15 protein-coding genes and 1 tRNA gene are annotated in these 16,562 nt (G+C 62.8%); 6 read left to right on the top strand and 10 right to left on the bottom strand.

Annotated elements, in window-relative coordinates; translation table 11 throughout:
* Positions 1-210: 210 nt before the first annotated feature.
* The 4 genes from ACODTZ_RS25385 to ACODTZ_RS25400 form a co-directional block, all read right to left on the bottom strand.
* The gene (locus ACODTZ_RS25385) at positions 211-564 is read right to left on the bottom strand and encodes a hypothetical protein (RefSeq protein ID WP_047508517.1); all 354 of its coding nucleotides are present in this window, start codon (positions 562-564) and stop codon (positions 211-213) included.
* 128 nt (positions 565-692) lie between these two features.
* Positions 693-2,126, bottom strand: a complete 1,434-nt coding sequence (eglC, locus tag ACODTZ_RS25390; protein ID WP_489029079.1) for an endo-1,3-1,4-beta-glycanase EglC — start codon at positions 2,124-2,126, stop codon at positions 693-695.
* Between the two features lie 144 nt (positions 2,127-2,270).
* On the bottom strand, positions 2,271-3,590 hold the full coding sequence (locus ACODTZ_RS25395; protein ID WP_489029081.1) for an HlyD family type I secretion periplasmic adaptor subunit: 1,320 nt from the start codon (positions 3,588-3,590) through the stop codon (positions 2,271-2,273).
* Entirely contained in the window at positions 3,587-5,359 is a 1,773-nt protein-coding gene (locus ACODTZ_RS25400) for a type I secretion system permease/ATPase (protein ID WP_489029083.1), read from the bottom strand. Before ACODTZ_RS25400 ends, ACODTZ_RS25395 begins: the two co-directional genes overlap by 4 nt.
* 311 nt (positions 5,360-5,670) lie before the next feature.
* On the opposite strand from ACODTZ_RS25400, the gene ACODTZ_RS25405 reads away from it, so the two are divergent.
* Positions 5,671-5,747 (top strand) — tRNA-Arg (locus ACODTZ_RS25405).
* Between the two features lie 104 nt (positions 5,748-5,851).
* Here ACODTZ_RS25405 and ACODTZ_RS25410 read toward each other — a convergent pair.
* A complete protein-coding gene (locus ACODTZ_RS25410; protein ID WP_489029085.1) occupies positions 5,852-7,015 on the bottom strand; it encodes a M20 aminoacylase family protein in 1,164 nt (387 codons plus the stop codon).
* 154 nt (positions 7,016-7,169) lie between these two features.
* Here ACODTZ_RS25410 and ACODTZ_RS25415 point away from each other — a divergent pair, with 154 nt between their 5' ends.
* Both ACODTZ_RS25415 and ACODTZ_RS25420 read left to right on the top strand, forming a co-directional pair.
* The gene (locus ACODTZ_RS25415; protein WP_489029087.1) at positions 7,170-8,294 is read left to right on the top strand and encodes a D-alanyl-D-alanine carboxypeptidase family protein; all 1,125 of its coding nucleotides are present in this window, start codon (positions 7,170-7,172) and stop codon (positions 8,292-8,294) included.
* Positions 8,295-8,339: 45 nt separating this feature from the next.
* Entirely contained in the window at positions 8,340-9,527 is a 1,188-nt protein-coding gene (locus ACODTZ_RS25420; protein ID WP_489029089.1) for a CobW family GTP-binding protein, read from the top strand.
* A 2-nt stretch (positions 9,528-9,529) separates the two neighbouring features.
* Here the strand turns inward: ACODTZ_RS25420 and ACODTZ_RS25425 are convergent, their stop codons facing one another.
* The 5 genes from ACODTZ_RS25425 to ACODTZ_RS25445 form a co-directional block, all read right to left on the bottom strand.
* Positions 9,530-9,754 (bottom strand): sulfurtransferase TusA family protein, encoded by a 225-nt coding sequence (locus tag ACODTZ_RS25425; protein ID WP_111564860.1) that lies wholly within the window; start codon positions 9,752-9,754, stop codon positions 9,530-9,532.
* A 6-nt stretch (positions 9,755-9,760) separates the two neighbouring features.
* A complete protein-coding gene (locus tag ACODTZ_RS25430) occupies positions 9,761-11,008 on the bottom strand; it encodes a L,D-transpeptidase family protein (protein ID WP_112943791.1) in 1,248 nt (415 codons plus the stop codon).
* 207 nt (positions 11,009-11,215) lie between these two features.
* On the bottom strand, positions 11,216-12,169 hold the full coding sequence (locus ACODTZ_RS25435; protein WP_018901567.1) for an acetyl-CoA carboxylase carboxyltransferase subunit alpha: 954 nt from the start codon (positions 12,167-12,169) through the stop codon (positions 11,216-11,218).
* A gap of 62 nt (positions 12,170-12,231) precedes the next feature.
* On the bottom strand, positions 12,232-13,185 hold the full coding sequence (xerD, locus tag ACODTZ_RS25440; RefSeq protein ID WP_489029092.1) for a site-specific tyrosine recombinase XerD: 954 nt from the start codon (positions 13,183-13,185) through the stop codon (positions 12,232-12,234).
* Between the two features lie 4 nt (positions 13,186-13,189).
* Positions 13,190-13,366: a hypothetical protein gene (locus ACODTZ_RS25445; RefSeq protein WP_018901565.1), complete on the bottom strand. Its 177-nt coding sequence runs from the start codon at positions 13,364-13,366 to the stop codon at positions 13,190-13,192.
* Positions 13,367-13,512: 146 nt separating this feature from the next.
* Between ACODTZ_RS25445 and ACODTZ_RS25450 the strand changes: the two genes are divergently transcribed.
* The 3 genes from ACODTZ_RS25450 to ACODTZ_RS25460 are packed head-to-tail and all read left to right on the top strand — an operon-like array spanning position 13,513 to position 16,537.
* A complete protein-coding gene (locus ACODTZ_RS25450) occupies positions 13,513-14,100 on the top strand; it encodes a shikimate kinase (protein WP_018901564.1) in 588 nt (195 codons plus the stop codon).
* On the top strand, positions 14,100-15,230 hold the full coding sequence (aroB, locus tag ACODTZ_RS25455; protein WP_489029094.1) for a 3-dehydroquinate synthase: 1,131 nt from the start codon (positions 14,100-14,102) through the stop codon (positions 15,228-15,230). The genes ACODTZ_RS25450 and aroB overlap by 1 nt, the downstream gene beginning before the upstream one ends.
* Positions 15,227-16,537, top strand: coding sequence for an HlyC/CorC family transporter (locus ACODTZ_RS25460; protein WP_112982375.1), 1,311 nt, complete (start codon positions 15,227-15,229; stop codon positions 16,535-16,537). Before aroB ends, ACODTZ_RS25460 begins: the two co-directional genes overlap by 4 nt.
* Positions 16,538-16,562 lie beyond the last annotated feature (25 nt).

Consider the following 16,562-nt stretch of genomic DNA (forward strand, 5'->3'; position numbering starts at 1 on the left):
GCAAATGTGTGGGGTTTGATTCGCTACATGCATCCCGATTTCTGGCTGATTTCGGGCACCATTCGGGCGGCGCCTGAATAAATCCCTGTCATCGCCTGTTGTTCCACCGTCATCACGCGTTCTTGTCTTCGTAAACAATGTGCGTTGCCGGTTTCAGCTCACAAAAAAGGACCCCGGGCTGCGCCGGGATCCTTGATCGCAATGCGATGATTACTTGAAGTCAGGGCATGCCTCGCTCTCGGAAGCGCCGCTATTGCCGCCCTGGGCGGCGGTCGTACCCGGCATCGGCTGCGCCGGGCAGCGCGTGCGGTCGACGGTCCCTGTCGTATTGGTGTTCGGCCCCGTGCTCATCGTGCCGGGGGTAGTGCTGTAGGTGGCGTTCGGATCGACCACCGTTGGCGATGTTCCAGTCGTATTCGGAGCATCCGCGTTTGCGCCACCGCCGCTATCGACCGTGCTGCTGCCGATCGTCGATCCAGCCGGGCTCGGGTTTGACTGGGCCATTGCCCCGCCTGTTGCCAGACCAAGTGCCAGGATCGATGCCGCGATCAGTTTCGCTTTCATGATGCTTCTCCTTCTTTCGTATCGACATGGGGTCAACGACAGAGGGCTTTCATCGTTCCCAAAAAAGCGGACCAAAAAATACGGGCGCATCTCAGCGCCCGTATCCGAAAGCATCCGACAGGACCGCCTCAGGTCTGCCAGTCGTCCGTCGCCGTATGCGCGGTTGAAGCAACCGGGCTGTCGGCAAGCGAATAGGCGTGAATGTAGTCGATCTTCATTTCCGAGCCATTGGGCAGACCATCCGCCGGCGATCCGGCAATCCCTCCGACGGCAAGATTGACGATCATGTACATCGGGTCGTGCATGTCGTCAGGCGTATCCGCATGGGCGATCGCCACATCGTCGAAGTACCAGACGATCTGGTCCTGGTCCCAGAGCACACCATAAGTATGGAAGCCCTCGGTGCTCGCGACATTGACCGCCGTCTGGTCCATCGTATGGCTGCCGCTCGCCGCCGAATGCGCCGTCACATGAACGGTGTTGGGGTCCTGCCCGCGTATTTCCACCACGTCGAGCTCCGGCGGCCAGGAGCCGTCCTCCGGCAGCAGCCAGAAGGCCGGCCAGACACCTTGGTCAGTCGGCATGTCGGCGCGGATCTCGAAGTACCCGTAGGTCTGCGCAAAGGTGGAGTGGGTGTTGAGCATCCCCGACGTATAGTCGAAGCCCTCGAGCTGGCCTGCAAGCGCCGCCGGCGTTTGCGCCGCCGTGATCGTCAGCACGCCGTCATGAACGGAGAATGGGTTGACCGACGCCGTGCCGGCATAAGACGGGTTGATGTACCATTGCTCCTCGGCGTTATCGGGCAATGTACTGCCCTTCTCGGACGCCCACCAGAACTTGGCATCCCAGGTTCCCTGACCGCCACTATGGAGCGACAGGCTGTCGAACTCGTCGGCGAAGGTCATCGTCAGCGCCGAGCGATCGAGCGTCAGCTGGAACTGATCGGCATGCAGCGCCGAAGCAGTCGTATTGGCCAGCACGAGGCTTTCGCCACCGCCAAGATCGATCCGGAGGTTGGCCCCTTCCTGTGTCGAGTGGCTGACAACCTGATCGAAGCTCGTCAGCGAATAGCCGTTGAAGCGGATCGTGTCGTCGCTGCTGAAATCGACGATGAGGTCGCTGCCATTGCCGCGCGTGAAGAGGAAGGTATCCGCCCCGCCGCCACCGATCAGCACGTCGTTGCCCGCGCCGCCATCGATCGTCTGGCTGCCCGCGGCACCGGAGATGATGTTGTCGGCGCTGTTGCCGAAGGCATAACGCCCGGCGCCTGTTACCGTCAGGTTCTCGAAGTTTTCAGGCAGCGTATAGCTCATCCAGGTGTTGATCGTATCGATCCCGCCACCCGGCTCTTCGACCGCGCGGTTGATGGCGGAGTAGAGATAATAGATGTCGTCACCCGCACCGCCCTGCATGGTCACGTTGACCGAGCTGTCACCCCATATGCTGTCATTGCCGGCTGTGCCGTTGAGCACCGGTCCGGATCCTGTCGCCGACAGCCAGGCGGTTGAAGCGCCGCTGTAGAACAGGCTTGTGCCGACTGCGTTCTGAATCGACTGTGGCATGGTTCATCTCCTAGGGTTTTCGTGATTGAAACATTGCCAAGGGCATCCACACGATGCCCTGATGGCCGAACGCTCCTCCCTTGCCCGACGCGCCTCCTCCCAGACGCCATCAGGCACAGGCCCCTTATTCCTCCCTGAAAGCCCTTATTCCTCCCTAAAGGCACGGGCCGCCTGATCGGTGAACGGCTTGGCGAGATAGGCCAGCGCCGTTCGTTCCCCCGTTTCGATGAAAGCCTCCACCGGCATGCCGGCCACCGGCGTCAGCTTTCCAAGCCTTCGCCATTCGCCGTCCTCGATATGAACGCGCACGCCGTAGTAGCTCTGGCCGGTTTTCTGATCGGTGGTGAGATCGGCCGCGATGCGCTCCACACGGCCATTGAGCTCCATGGTGGTGCGCTGGTTGAAGGCAGACAGCCGCAACACCACTACCTGGCCCACCGCGACCTGATCGATATCTCCAGGCGAAAGCCTGAGATCGGGCGTCAATGCGTCGCCATCGGGCACGATCTCCATGATCGCCGCTCCGGCCTGCACCACGGCACCGGGTGCATGCACCGAAAGCTGGTGAACGATGCCCGCCTGCGGCGCGCGGATATCGATATGCTTGAGATCGTCCTCGACCGCGACCAGCCTCTCGGCATATTCGCCGGTATCGCTTTGCGCCTGCCGCAGCTGGTCCGAGACCTCGCTGCGCCTGTCGTCGCCAAGCTGGATGATCTGCAGTTCGGTCTCCGCGATCTTGCCCTTCACCTCGGCTGCTGACGCCACGAGGTTACCGAGCTCGCCGGTGAGATCAGCCGCGTCGCGCTGCAGCGCATAGACACGCGTTGCCGGAATGATGCCCTGCTTCAGCAGCGGCTCGAGGCTCGCCAGCTCCTTGCCGATGATCTCGATCGCCTGCCGCTTGCCGTCCTGCTGCGCCACCAGGCCATCTGCCTGCTGGCCGAGCTGGCGGATGCGCTCGCGCAGCTGCGCCACCTGCCCGCTAAGCGAAGCCCGCCGGTCTTCGAACAACCGCTGCTCGCCCTGCATCAGCGTCTCCCGCTCCTCCGGGGGCGCTTGTTTCACAAGATCGGGAAACGCAAACGTCTCCCGCCCGTCCCGCTCGGCCGATAGTCGTGCCGTTCGCGCAGCCAGCTGCCGCAGGCGCCGCGAGACGATCGAAACCGTCGCCCGCGCCTGCGTGTCGTCGAGCCGCAGTAGCACCTGCCCCGCCTCCACCTTATCGCCATTGCGAACGAGGATCTCGCCGACCGTCCCGCCCTTCAGATGCTGGATCGGCTTCACGTAGCTGTCGACGACGAGTGTGCCCGAGGCGATCACCGCGCCGTTGAGATGGACGGTCGCCGCGAGACTGCCGAGCACGCCGACGAGAACGATAACCGCCGCCAGCGCCACAAGCGCCAGCCGCCGGATGGCCCGTTCGGCGATCGGTGCGCCCGCACCATTTGCAAGAGACTTCATCGCGCCGCCCTCCCCTCGCTCACCCGCCCGAAGCGCACTGGCGAGAACGCCGCCGACACCGCCGCCACCGGCCTCCCAAGCACTTCTTCCTTCGGCCCGAAGCCGCGCACCTGGCCCTCGGCCAGCACCAGCACCTTGTCGATACCGGCAAGCGCGCTCGGCCGGTGCGCGATGACGATCACCACCCCGCCGCGCTCCCGCACGCCCTCGATGGCGCGGGTCAGCGCCGCATCGCCCTCGGCGTCGAGATTGGCATTCGGCTCGTCGAGCACGACGAGAAAGGGATCGCCGTAAAGCGCGCGCGCCAGTGCCAGCCGCTGCCGCTGTCCGGCGGAAAGCACCGCCCCCTCTTCGCCGATCTCGGTATCGAAGCCATCGGGCATCCGCACGATCATCTCATAGATGCCCGCGGCCCTTGCGGCCGCGATCACGGCATCCGACGAGGCCGTCGGATCAAACCGGGCGATATTGTCGGCGATCGTTCCGTCGAAGAGCCCGATCTCCTGCGGCAGGTAGCCGATGTGCCGCCCCAGCGCCTCCGGCTCCCATTGCGATAGCGACGCATCGTCGAGCCGCACCGCGCCCATGCGCGCCGCCCATATCCCGACCAGCCCGCGCGCCAGCGACGACTTGCCTGATGCACTCGGCCCGACGATCCCGATCGCCTCGCCGGCCCTGGCTTCAAACGAGATGCCGCGCAGCAGCGGCACGGCCGAACCGGGTGCCGAAAGATGCAGGTTCTCCACCTTCAGCCCTTTGACCGGCGCAGGCAGCCGCACATCGGGGTCGCTGACCTCATCCGCCTCGCTCAACCGAAGAAGCCGCGCCCAGCTCTGGCGCGCAGCCGCAAAGCCCCGCCACTGGCCGATCGCCAGTTCCACAGGTGCCAGCGCTCGGCTGATCAGGATCGAGCTTGCGATCATGATCCCGCCCGTCGCCTCCTGGCGAATGACGAGAACGGCGCCGACAGCCAGCACGCCCGACTGCAGCACCAGCCGTACGACGCGCGACAGTGTCGACAGCGACACGGTGATACCGGTCGCCTTAAACTGCGTGTCGCGGTAGCGCAGATTGATCGCCGACCAGCGCTCCTCCAGCCGCCGCGCGAAACCCATCGACGCCACCGTCTCGGCATTGCGGCGGGTGGCTTCCGCAAGCGCCGTCCGCTCCAGCCCGATCCGCGCCGCGGCCTGCGTCGGCGCCCGCGTGCGGATCTCGGCGATGATGGTCAGGCAAATGAGAACAAGCGCCCCTGCCAGCGCCACCGCCCCGATCCAGACATGAAACAGGAAGCAAAGCCCGAGATAGAACGGCATCCAGGGCAGGTCGAACAGCGCCGTCGGCCCCGGCCCGGAGAGAAAGCCGCGCACCATGTCGATATCGCGCATCGGCTGCAGCCCGTTTTCCTCGACGCTGCGCCGCGACGGCGCGGTGGCGAAGGAGCGGAAGACAATCGGCCCGAAACGCTCGTCGATCGACTGCCCCAGCCGCGCAAGCACCAGCGAGCGCAAAAGCTCGAGCAGCCCCAGGAAGGCGAAAAGCGTCAGCGTGATCATGCCGAGCCCGACCAGCGTCGGCAGGCTGCGGGCGGGAATGACGCGGTCATAGACCTGCAGCATGAAGAACGAGCCGGTCAACGCCAGGATATTGATGAAGCAGCTCGTCATTCCGATCCCGATCAGCGTGCCCCGCACGGACGAGACGGCGGAAATCAGAAACGGCGCGGATGTTTTCGCCTTGAATTGGGACAAATGGCCTCTCGATCGCATGAAACTGGGGCAGTGATGTCCCGAACATGGATCACAACAGTGACGAGAGCTTGCTCTTTCTATGGTTGTGCAAAACTAATAAATCTCACTGTTAACGCGATTTTTGCATCGCAACATGACCCTGTCCCGCCATGACGCAACACCGTCCCCCGATGAGACAGCTGCCCAAAATTTGCGTTTGCCCGACATCGCTCGGGTCAGTGACACCGAACGGACCAACGCAGGATTGGACAGGTGAGGCATGGCGAAGAGGAGAATGTCGTCAAAAGCTTGTTGATCGACACGGGCAGTCAAGCTATGCAGGGGACGTTGTCCACGTAGCTCAGCAGGATAGAGCACAGGATTCCTAATCCTGGGGTCGGAGGTTCGAATCCTCTCGTGGACACCATTTTCCTGTACATTCAATCTCTTGCCACGGCCTTGGCCGGGCTCCGCCGCGTCGTGCGCGATGCGGGGAAGACCCGGGAGACCCGGGTCTTCGATATCAGCCGATCATTCGCCCAGCCGCTGCTCGGCCAGACGCACCCAGTAGGAGATGCCGTGGCTGATGACGTCGTCGTTGAAGTCGTAGGCCGGATTGTGCAGGCCGGCGGTATCGCCATTGCCGATGAAGATGAAGGCGCCGGGGCGGGCGTTCAGCATGTAGGAGAAATCCTCGCCGCCCATCATCGGATCGATATCGGGATTGACGTTGCCGGCACCCGCGATGTCGGTCGCCACCGCCGTCGCATGCTCCGTCTCGTTCGCATGATTGGATGTGACGGGATAGTTGCGCTGGAAATGGATATCGGCCTCCGCTTCATGCGCCTCGGCCACGCCGGCAACGATCTGCCGGAAGCGCTTCTCGGCGAGATCGCGCACGGCCTCGTCGAGCGTGCGCACGGTGCCGGCAAACGTCGCCTCGTTGGGGATGACGTTATGCGCGAAGCCGGCATTGAACTTGGTGACCGACACCACGACCGAGCGCAGCGGATCGACATTGCGGGATGCGATCATCTGCAGGTTGGTGATGATCTGCGTGCCGATCGCGATCGGGTCGATCGTGCGGTTTGGCTGCGCCGCATGGCCGCCGCGCCCCTTGACCGTGACGGTGAACTCGTCGGTCGCGGCCATGATCGGCCCCTTGCGGATGGCGAAATGGCCGACGGGCAGGCCGGGCATGTTGTGCATGCCGTAGACCTCCTGGATGCCGAAGCGCTCCATCATGCCGTCCTTGACCATCAGGTCGCCGCCGGCGCCACCTTCTTCCGCCGGCTGGAAGATGACAGCGACATTGCCGTTGAAATTGCGGGTCTCGGCCAGATACTTCGCGGCCCCGAGCAGCATCGCCGTGTGGCCGTCATGGCCGCAGGCGTGCATCTTGCCCGCTATTTTCGATGCCCATGGCTTGCCCGAGATTTCGGTGAGCGGCAGCGCGTCCATGTCGGCGCGAAGGCCGATCGTGCGCGATCCCGCGCCATTGCCCTTGATCAGGCCGACGACGCCGGTGCGGCCGATGCCGGTGACGATCTCGTCGACGCCGAATTCCTTGAGCTTTTCAGCCACGAAGGCGGCCGTCTCCTCCACCGCGTAGAGCAGGCCCGGCCGCTCGTGAATGTGCCGGCGCCACTCGGTCACTTCGTCCTGAAGTTCGGCGGCTCTGTTCAAAATCGGCATGCTTGCTTCCCTGCTGAAAATCGAAAACGGCGGCAATAACGGGATTGATACCACGGCTCGCAAATAAGTTAGACAATGACCTTTGCCATGTCATGGCCATATACGTTAAATAGGGGAAACTTTCGAGACATCAGGACATCTTTAAGGACAAACCGTGTCGACGCGCCAGAAACGCCTGCTTGCCGCCTTGCGGCCGATCACCATCGCCGCTTCCGCAGCCGCCATCGCTTTTTCCGCGACGTCGCAGGCCTATGCCAATCCGCATATCCTGGTCGATGTACAGAGCGGCCGCGTGCTCGAGCATGAGGATGCCTTCCGCAAGTGGTATCCGGCTTCGCTGACCAAGCTGATGACCATCTACACCACCTTCGACGCGATCCGCTCCGGCCAGATCAGCGTCGATACGCCGATCGTCATGAGCAAGACCGCCGCCGCCCAGCCGCCGGCCAAGATGTATTTCAAGCCGGGCCAGAAGCTGACGCTCGACAGCGCGCTGAAAATCCTGATCGTCAAGTCCGCCAATGATATCGCGGTCGCCGTCGCCGAAGCAGTCGGCGGCACGCAGGACGCCTTCGTTCTCAGAATGAACGCCGAAGCCGCCAAGCTCGGCATGAGCGACACCCACTTCGTCAATCCGAACGGCCTGCCCGGCAAGGGCCAGTACACGACGGCGCGCGATCTCGCCATCCTGTCGGTCGCGCTGCGCCGCGATTTCCCGCAATATGCGAGCTACTTCTCGCTGGAGGGGATCACGACCGGAAAGCAGAACATCCCCGCCATCAACATGCTGATCGGCCGCTTCGCCGGCGCCGATGGCATGAAGACCGGCTTCATCTGCGCATCGGGCTTCAACCAGATCAGCTCGGCCACCCGCAACGGCCGTACGCTCGTTTCCGTCGTGCTCGGCACCGATAGCCTTGCCGCCCGTGCGGACGCCTCCGCCGACATGCTGCAGCGCGGCTTCACCACGCAGCCGACAGGCACCGACACGCTTGGCTCGCTGAAGCCCTATGGCGAAACCCAGGAAGTCGCCGACCTCACGGCCGAGATCTGCAGCGCCAAGGGCGCCAAGATCCGCAGCGAAACGCGCGACGAGGTGGGCCGCATGAAGATCCACTCGCCCTATATCCAGGAAATGGACCACGAGCCGAACTTCGTCTATGCCGGCCTGATCCCCGGCCAGAACGAGCCGCAGCCTGAAAAGCTGGCGACGACTGATGGCGTCGGCGACATCGCCAATGTGCCGATCCCGACACCACGCCCGACATCTGGCTTCTAAGGCTTACAGACCTCCAAGGCATAAATACATCCAAGGCATACAGGCATGAGCGCAGTTGCGGATCGCATTCCGGTCACCATCCTCACCGGCTTTCTCGGCGCGGGCAAATCGACCCTTCTGAACCGCATCCTCAAGGATCCGGCCATGAAGGACGCCGCCGTGATCATCAACGAGTTCGGCGATGTCGGCATCGACCATTTGCTTGTCGAAAGCTCCGGCGACGCGATCATCGAGCTGTCGGATGGTTGCCTGTGCTGCACCGTGCGCGGTGAACTTGTGGATACGCTCGCCAACCTGATGGACGCCATCCAAACCGGCCGCGTCAAGCCGGTAAAGCGCGTCGTCGTCGAGACCACGGGCCTTGCCGATCCGGCGCCGGTCATGCAGGCGATCATGGGCAATCCGATCATCGCCGAAAGCTTCTCGCTCGATGGCGTCGTCACCGTCGTCGATGCCGCCAACGGGCTGCAGACGCTCGACAACCACGTGGAAGCCGTCAAGCAGGCCGCCGTCGCCGATCGCCTGATCATCTCGAAGAAGACGCTGGCTTCTCCCGCTATCTTGGAAAAGCTCGAAGCCCGCCTGCGCGCGCTCAACCCACGCGCCGCCCTGATGGACGCGGACGACGCCGAAACCGGCACCGCCGCCACCCTCGTCAACGGCATTTACGATCCCGCCACCAAGAGCGCCGATGTCGGCCGCTGGCTGCGTGACGAAGACGCCCACGGTCACGGTCATGATCATGACCACCATGGGCATGATCACGGGCATCATCACCACGATCATGGACATCACCACCATGATCATGATGACCACCATCACCACCATCAGCACGCGCACGACATCAACCGTCACGACGCCTCGATCCGCTCCTTCTCGATCGTCGAGGACAAGCCGATCGATCCGATGGCGCTCGACATGTTCGTCGATCTCCTGCGCTCGGCCCATGGCGAAAAGCTGCTGCGGATGAAGGCGATCGTCGCGATGTCGGATCGTCCCGACCGGCCGCTGGTACTGCATGGCGTGCAGAGCATCTTCCACCCGCCGATCCGCCTGCCCGCCTGGCCGGATCCCGAAGACCGGCGCACCCGCATGGTGCTGATCACCAAGGATTTGCCGGAAGCCTTCGTCAAGGACCTGTTCGACGCCTTTATCGGCAAGCCGCGCATCGACACCGCCGACCGCACGGCCCTCAACGACAACCCGCTAGCGATTCCCGGAATGCGTTTTTAGAGCTATCGCTTGCGGATCAGGAAGCGGTGACCGCTCTCGGTCTTCTCGGTCTCGATCAGCTCGTGACCATCCTCATGGCAAAAATGCGGAATATCGATCCCCGCCAAGGGATCGGTCGTCTCGACACGGATCGTTGCGCCTGAAGGCAGCGACGACATCTTCTTGCGCGTCTTGATGACAGGCAGCGGGCACTTCAGCCCGCGCAGATCGTAGGAAGTGGCGCTCACGCGCGATCAATCCCGGCCCCAGAACTTCCAGAACGGCTTCTTGGAGGCGACCTCGACAGATTCAGGCTGCTCGACAGGCGCGAAAGCCGTCGCGGTAGTGGGAGCGGATTCCATCGGGTTCGGCGTCGGCACCGGCACGGATGCCGGGTTGACGATCGCGGCATCCGCGGTCTTCACGCCAGCGGTGGCATCTGAGGGTGTCGAGCCGGTTACCGTGTTGGCCGCAACCGTGGTCGCGGTCTTGGCGGCCGCCATGCCTTCGAGATCGGCGACCTTCATCATCTTGCCGGCTTCCAGCGAAGTGCCGGTCGGCGCATAGGCGAGCTCGCGGCCCTTGCGCTGCTTGGCAACGACGGCCTTGCGCTCGGCTTCCGAAGGATCGTACCACGCCATGCCGTCGAATTCCTTCGACGCCTTGGTGTAGGCCAGCTCATAGGTCTTGTCGTAGGAGGCGAGCGCTGCGGTCAGCGCCGGCGGCGTCGACATCTCGGGGCACTTGCCGCCAGGATTGAACGCGCCCGAAGACTGCTGGTTGAAGACGTATTTCTTCTCGCAGAAGTTCACTTCCGGCGGACGCTTGGTGACTTCGAAATTGTCGTAGCCGACCTTCAGCATCTTCCAGAAATCGAAGTTCTCGTTCATCCGGTGCTTGAACATGTTCTCGGCCGTCATCCGGAACGGGAAGGCCTGCAGCTGCACGCCCGTCTGGCCGCCCTTGAAGGCGTCGCGTGCGAAAGCGTAGATCTCGAGCACCTGCTCGTCCGTCATCGAATAGCAGCCCGACGACGAGCATGCGCCGTGGATCATCAGATCCGTGCCGGTGCGGCCGTTGGCGGCGTCGTAGCGGTTCGGAAAGCCGGTATTGATGGCGAGATAATATTTCGAGTTCGGGTTCAGGTTCGCCTTGGTCAGGTTGTAGAAACCTTCCGGCGCCTGCCGGTCACCCTGTTTCACCTTGGGACCGAGACGGCCCGACCAGGCGCAGATCTTGTAGCTGGCGATCTTGTCGTAACGGTTGTCCGTCTTCGCCTTCCAGATCTCGAGCTGGCCTTCTTCCTTGAAGATGCGGATCAGGATCGGCGAATTGCGATCCATGCTCTTGGCGGCCATTTCGTTGAGGATGCGCGGCGGAAGCGGCTGTTCGACCTTGTTCTTGACCTTGGACAGGTCGATCTGCGTGGTTTCCAACGCGTCGTTGCAGCCGGCCAAAGCCAGCGCCATCAGGGAAACATAGGCAAAATGACGAAAGCGCATTCAATCTAGCCCAATTACGAGATGCGACCCAATCCGTTGAACGGGTTCGAAGTGAAGCGAATCATTGGCCCAATCTGGTTTATAAAACCTTAACGACCATGCCGCGCACCCACGACCCCCGCAAGCACAAAAGCTATTGATAACACTAATGTGGCCAAGGTTTGGCCGCAATCCGCGGCCTCCCCCAAGCCTGCTTCGCAGCCCCCCTTAGAGGTTGCGGCCCATGTTCAGGAACTTCTGGCGACGATCGTTGCGGATCTGCTCGCCGGTGCGGCTTGCCATTTCGCCGAGCGCATTGGCGATGACATCGCCGGTCGATGCGATCACGCTGTCAGGATCGCGATGCGCGCCGCCGAGCGGCTCACCGATGATGCCGTCGATGATCCCGAGCGCCTTCAGGTCGTCCGAGGTGATCTTCATGTTGGTGGCCGCTTCCTTGGCGCGCGCGGAATCGCGCCACAGGATGGAGGCTGCACCTTCAGGCGAGATCACGCTGTAGATCGCATGTTCGAGCATGTAGACCCGGTTGCCGGTCGCGATCGCGATCGCACCGCCCGAACCGCCTTCGCCGATGACGACGGAGATGATCGGAACCTTGAGGCCGAGGCACATTTCCGTCGAGCGGGCGATGGCTTCCGCCTGGCCGCGCTCTTCGGCGCCGACGCCGGGATAGGCGCCTGCCGTATCGACCAGCGTGATGACGGGCAGACCGAAGCGGTCGGCCATCTCAAGCACGCGGATCGCCTTGCGGTAGCCCTCGGGGCGCGCACTGCCGAAATTGTGCTTCAGGCGGCTCTTCGTGTCGTTGCCCTTTTCCTGGCCGATGACGGCAACAGGCTGGCCGCGGAAGCGTGCCAGACCTGCCTGGATCGCGGCATCCTCGGAAAACTTGCGGTCGCCGGCCAGCGGCGTGAATTCCTGGAACAGCGTCTTGGCGTAATCGACGAAGTGCGGCCGCTGCGGATGACGCGCGACCTGGGTCTTCTGCCAGGCGTTGAGCTTCGAATAGATTTCGACCGTCGCTTCGCGAACACGAACTTCGAGCCTGCCGATTTCATCGGATGTGTCGATGCTCTCGTCTTCCGAGGCAATCTTCTTCAATTCGATGATCTTGCCTTCGAGGTCGGAGATCGGCTTTTCGAAGTCGAGATAATTGTGCATGAGGTGCGTTTCCGTTCCTTGTGCCCGGGGCATTTGTCTTTTGGCTGCCCTTGTCGCCGGTCCTAATCCTGCTTTTTCGCCTGTTTGGCAAGGGGGTGATGCGTTTGGACCAGTTGCTGGAGCCTTTCTTCCAGCACATGCGTGTAGATTTGCGTGGTGGAAATGTCCGAATGGCCAAGCAGTTCCTGCACCACGCGCAGATCGGCGCCGTTGGCCAGCAGATGGCTGGCAAAGGCGTGCCGCATCACGTGCGGCGAGATCATCGATGGTGTCAGCCCCGCCCGGATCGCCAGGTTCTTGAGGTCGCGGGCAAAGACCTGCCGGGCAAGATACCCCTCTTTCGACGCCGCCGGAAACAGCCACGGGCTTTCCTGTGGATTTTCGGCTTTTGCCGCCTCCTCAGCCAGCATCCGGCCGTAAAGCTTCAGCGCTGCGATCGCCGATTGCGACAGCGGCACCAGCCGCTCCTTGTTGCCCTTGCCGCGAATGATCAGAAAGCGCCCTTCCTGATCGAGCACGCGGGCGGGAAGCGACACCAGCTCGCTGACGCGCATGCCGGTGGCGTAAAGCAGTTCAAGCAGCGCCAGCATGCGCAACCGCTGCAATTGCCCGGGCGCCTCGTCCTGCGCCTCCTCTTCGGCCTTTTCCAAGAGCCGCCCGACTTCGTCGATACCCATCGTCTTCGGCAGCGCCCGCCCCTTCTTCGGCGCGTCGAGAATGCCGGTCGGATCGTCGGTGCGCAGCCCCTCGGCATAGAGGAACTTGTAGAACTGCCGCATCGCCGCCAATCGACGGGCCTGCGACGAGGGCTTGAAGCCTTGCGCGGCAAGCGATGCCAGATAGGCCGAGAGATCGGCGGACGCCGCCTCGGTCAGCCGCACGCTTCTGCCGTTCAGGAAGGAATGAAGATCGTCGAGATCGCGCTCGTAGGAGGAAAGCGTATTGGCCGCGGCACCCCGCTCGGCGCTCATCATTTCGAGAAAGGACTCGACCTGAACGCGGCTGAGATCCCTCATCGCGTTACTTCTTCGCCGGGCTGATCGCGCCGGTGGCGGGCGGGTTGATCCGCTCGGATGGAATGCGGATCGTCACGTCGCGCTCCTTCGGCTCGACGAAAGTCACGAGCGCCCACATCGTTCCGTATATCGCTCCGGCGATGACCGCCAATATGGCGAGAAATCGGAACAGGCTCGGCATTCAACAACTCCATGGCTTTGCTTCTTTATGAAGAAGCGCGTTTGCAAGTGCAAGAACCAGCTTTTGAACCATGATTCCCTTACCTCTGACTTGACGCTACACCTGCATTTGTTGATACCGTTCGCAAACAAAGTGTGAATGGACCAATGAACGACCCAGTTCTGATCGTTGCCGATAGCCTGAGGGACAGAGCTCGTGCTGCGCTCGGTTCGCGCAATCTGATCCTCGTTGGTCTGATGGGCGCCGGCAAGTCGTCGGTGGGCCGCATCGTCGCCACCCAGCTGGGCATCCCCTTCATCGACAGCGATGCGGAAATCGAGCGCGTGTCGCGCATGTCGATCAGCGAGCTTTTCGCAGCCTATGGCGAGGACGAGTTCCGCGCGCTCGAGGGCAGGGTGATGAAGCGGCTGCTGAAGGGCGGCCCGCGCCTCGTCTCCACCGGCGGCGGTGCCTTCATCAACGACCGCACCCGCAAGCATATCAAGAGAGGCGGCCTGTCGGTCTGGCTGAAGGCCGATCTCGACGTGCTCTGGGAGCGCGTGAACAAGCGCGACACCCGCCCGCTGCTGAAGACCGAAAATCCGAAGCAGACGCTCGAAAACCTGATGAACGCAAGATACCCGATCTACGAGCAGGCAGACCTCACCGTCCTCTCGCGCGATGTGCGCAAGGAAGTGATGGCCGACGAAGTGCTGAAAGCCGTGATCGACAGCAGAACCGAAAGTGCAGCCTGATGAATGCGATTGCCGCCTCTGCCGAATGCAAGGTTCACGTGCCGTTGGGCGACCGCGCCTACGACATCCTGATCGGCCCCGGCCTGATCGCGCGCGCCGGCGCCGAGATCGCCGCTCGCCTCAAGGGCCGCAAGGCCGCCATCATCACCGACGAGAACGTCGCGCCGCTCTATCTCAACGCCCTGACCGAGAGCCTGACTGCCTCGGGCATCGCCTCGTCTTCGCTGGTCCTGCCGGCCGGCGAAAAGACCAAGAGCTTCGAGCATCTGATCACCGCCTGCGACAAGGTTCTGGAAGCCCGCGTCGAGCGTAACGATTACGTGATCGCGCTCGGCGGTGGCGTCATCGGCGACCTCTCCGGCTTCGTGGCCGGCATTATCAGGCGTGGCGTGCGCTTCGTGCAGATCCCGACATCGCTGCTGTCGCAGGTCGACAGTTCCGTCGGCGGCAAGACCGGCATCAACAGCCGCCACGGCAAGAACCTGATCGGCGTCTTCCACCAGCCCGACCTCGTGCTGGCCGATAGCGATGTGCTGAACACGCTCTCCGAACGCGAATTCCGTGCCGGTTACGCCGAAGTCGCCAAATACGGCCTGATCGACAAGCCCGATTTCTTCGCCTGGCTCGAGAAAAACTGGCAGTCCGTCTTCTCCGGCGGTTCAGCCCGTATCGAGGCGATTGCCGCAAGCTGCCAGGCGAAATCGGACGTGGTCGTCGCCGACGAGCATGAAAACGGCCAGCGCGCCTTGCTCAATCTCGGCCATACCTTCGGCCACGCGCTGGAAGCTGCGACCGCCTATGACAGCAGCCGCCTCGTCCATGGCGAAGGCGTCGCGATCGGCATGGTGCTCGCCCACGAATTCTCGGCCCGCATGAACCTCGCAAGCCCTGACGACGCAAAGCGCGTCGAGCACCATCTGAAAGAAGTCGGCCTCCCGACCCGCATGTCGCAGATCCCGGGCGCGCTGCCGCCGGCCGAAGTGCTCATGGACGCGATCGCCCAGGACAAGAAGGTCAAGGGCGGCAAGCTCACCTTCATCCTCACCCGCGGCATCGGCCAGTCCTTCGTCGCCGATGACGTCCCGGCATCCGAAGTATTGAGCTTCCTCAAGGAAAAACACCCGCAATGACCCTCGAAGGCACGCTGGCATTTCTTTCCGCATATTGGCCGGAAATCGTTTCCATCGTGGCCCTCGTCCTCATGTCCGCCTTCTTCTCCGGCTCCGAGACGGCGCTGACCGCCGTATCGCGCAGCCGCATCCATACGCTTGAGGCCAACGGCGAGGAACGCGCCGGGATAGTGCGCGAACTGATCGAACGCCGCGACCGGCTGATCGGCGCGCTGCTGATCGGCAACAATCTCGCCAACATCCTGTCGTCCTCGATCGCCACCAGCGTCTTTCTCGGCCTGTTCGGCAACTCCGGCGTGGCGCTGGCGACGCTGGCGATGACGGTCATTCTCGTCATCTTCGCCGAAGTGCTGCCGAAGAGCTGGGCGATCTCGATCCCCGAGCGTTTCGCACTCGCAGTCGCCAAGGCCGTCAAGGCCTTCGTCACCGTCGTCGGCCCGGTCTCCTCCTTCGTAAACCTCATCGTCCGCTGGATCCTCGCCCGCTTCGGCATCAACCTGTCGCGCGAGGTGTCGATGCTGTCGGCGCACGAGGAACTGCGCGGCGCCGTCGATCTCTTGCATCGCGAGGGATCGGTGGTGAAGGCCGATCGCGACCGCCTCGGCGGCGTGCTCGATCTCGGCGAACTCGAACTCTCCGACATCATGGTCCACCGCATGGCCATGCGCTGCATCAATGCCGACGACCCGCCCGAAGTGGTCGTGCGCACCATTCTCGACAGCCCGTTTACCCGCATGCCGCTCTGGCGCGGCACGACCGACAACATCATCGGCGTCGTACACTCCAAGGACCTGCTGAGAGCGCTCGCCGAGCGCAACGCCGAGCCCGAGCAGCTCGACATCATCAAGATCGCCCAAAAGCCCTGGTTCGTGCCCGACAGCACCAATCTCGAAGCCCAGCTCAACGCCTTCCTGCGTCGCAAGCAGCATTTCGCCGTCGTGGTCGACGAATATGGCGAGGTGCAGGGCATCGTCACGCTGGAAGATATCCTCGAGGAAATCGTCGGCGATATCTCTGACGAGCACGACATCGAGATGCAGGGCGTGCGCCAGGAGGCGGACGGCTCGGTGGTGGTCGACGGCAACGTGCCGATCCGCGACCTCAACCGCGCGCTCGACTGGCAGCTGCCCGACGAGGAAGCGACAACGATCGCCGGCCTCGTCATCCACGAATCCATGACCATTCCCGAAGAGCGCCAGGCCTTCACCTTCTACGGCAAGCGCTTCATCGTCATGAAACGCGACAAGAACCGCATCACCAGACTGCGTATCCGCCCGGCGGAGGAGAACGAAAACAACCCCGCCTGATCTCCCGTCACCCCCTTGTCACCCA

It is taken from the genome of Rhizobium sp. FG113, assembly GCF_057809895.1.

Coding starts and splice junctions, on each gene's coding strand:
- ACODTZ_RS25385 (WP_047508517.1), bottom strand. CDS start 564: ATGAAAGCGAAACTGATCGCGGCATCGATCCTGGCACTTGGTCTGGCA.
- eglC (WP_489029079.1), bottom strand. CDS start 2,126: ATGCCACAGTCGATTCAGAACGCAGTCGGCACAAGCCTGTTCTACAGC.
- ACODTZ_RS25395 (WP_489029081.1), bottom strand. CDS start 3,590: ATGAAGTCTCTTGCAAATGGTGCGGGCGCACCGATCGCCGAACGGGCC.
- ACODTZ_RS25400 (WP_489029083.1), bottom strand. CDS start 5,359: ATGCGATCGAGAGGCCATTTGTCCCAATTCAAGGCGAAAACATCCGCG.
- ACODTZ_RS25410 (WP_489029085.1), bottom strand. CDS start 7,015: ATGCCGATTTTGAACAGAGCCGCCGAACTTCAGGACGAAGTGACCGAG.
- ACODTZ_RS25420 (WP_489029089.1), top strand. CDS start 8,340: ATGAGCGCAGTTGCGGATCGCATTCCGGTCACCATCCTCACCGGCTTT.
- ACODTZ_RS25430 (WP_112943791.1), bottom strand. CDS start 11,008: ATGCGCTTTCGTCATTTTGCCTATGTTTCCCTGATGGCGCTGGCTTTG.
- ACODTZ_RS25435 (WP_018901567.1), bottom strand. CDS start 12,169: ATGCACAATTATCTCGACTTCGAAAAGCCGATCTCCGACCTCGAAGGC.
- xerD (WP_489029092.1), bottom strand. CDS start 13,185: ATGAGGGATCTCAGCCGCGTTCAGGTCGAGTCCTTTCTCGAAATGATG.
- ACODTZ_RS25445 (WP_018901565.1), bottom strand. CDS start 13,366: ATGCCGAGCCTGTTCCGATTTCTCGCCATATTGGCGGTCATCGCCGGA.
- ACODTZ_RS25450 (WP_018901564.1), top strand. CDS start 13,513: ATGAACGACCCAGTTCTGATCGTTGCCGATAGCCTGAGGGACAGAGCT.
- aroB (WP_489029094.1), top strand. CDS start 14,100: ATGAATGCGATTGCCGCCTCTGCCGAATGCAAGGTTCACGTGCCGTTG.
- ACODTZ_RS25460 (WP_112982375.1), top strand. CDS start 15,227: ATGACCCTCGAAGGCACGCTGGCATTTCTTTCCGCATATTGGCCGGAA.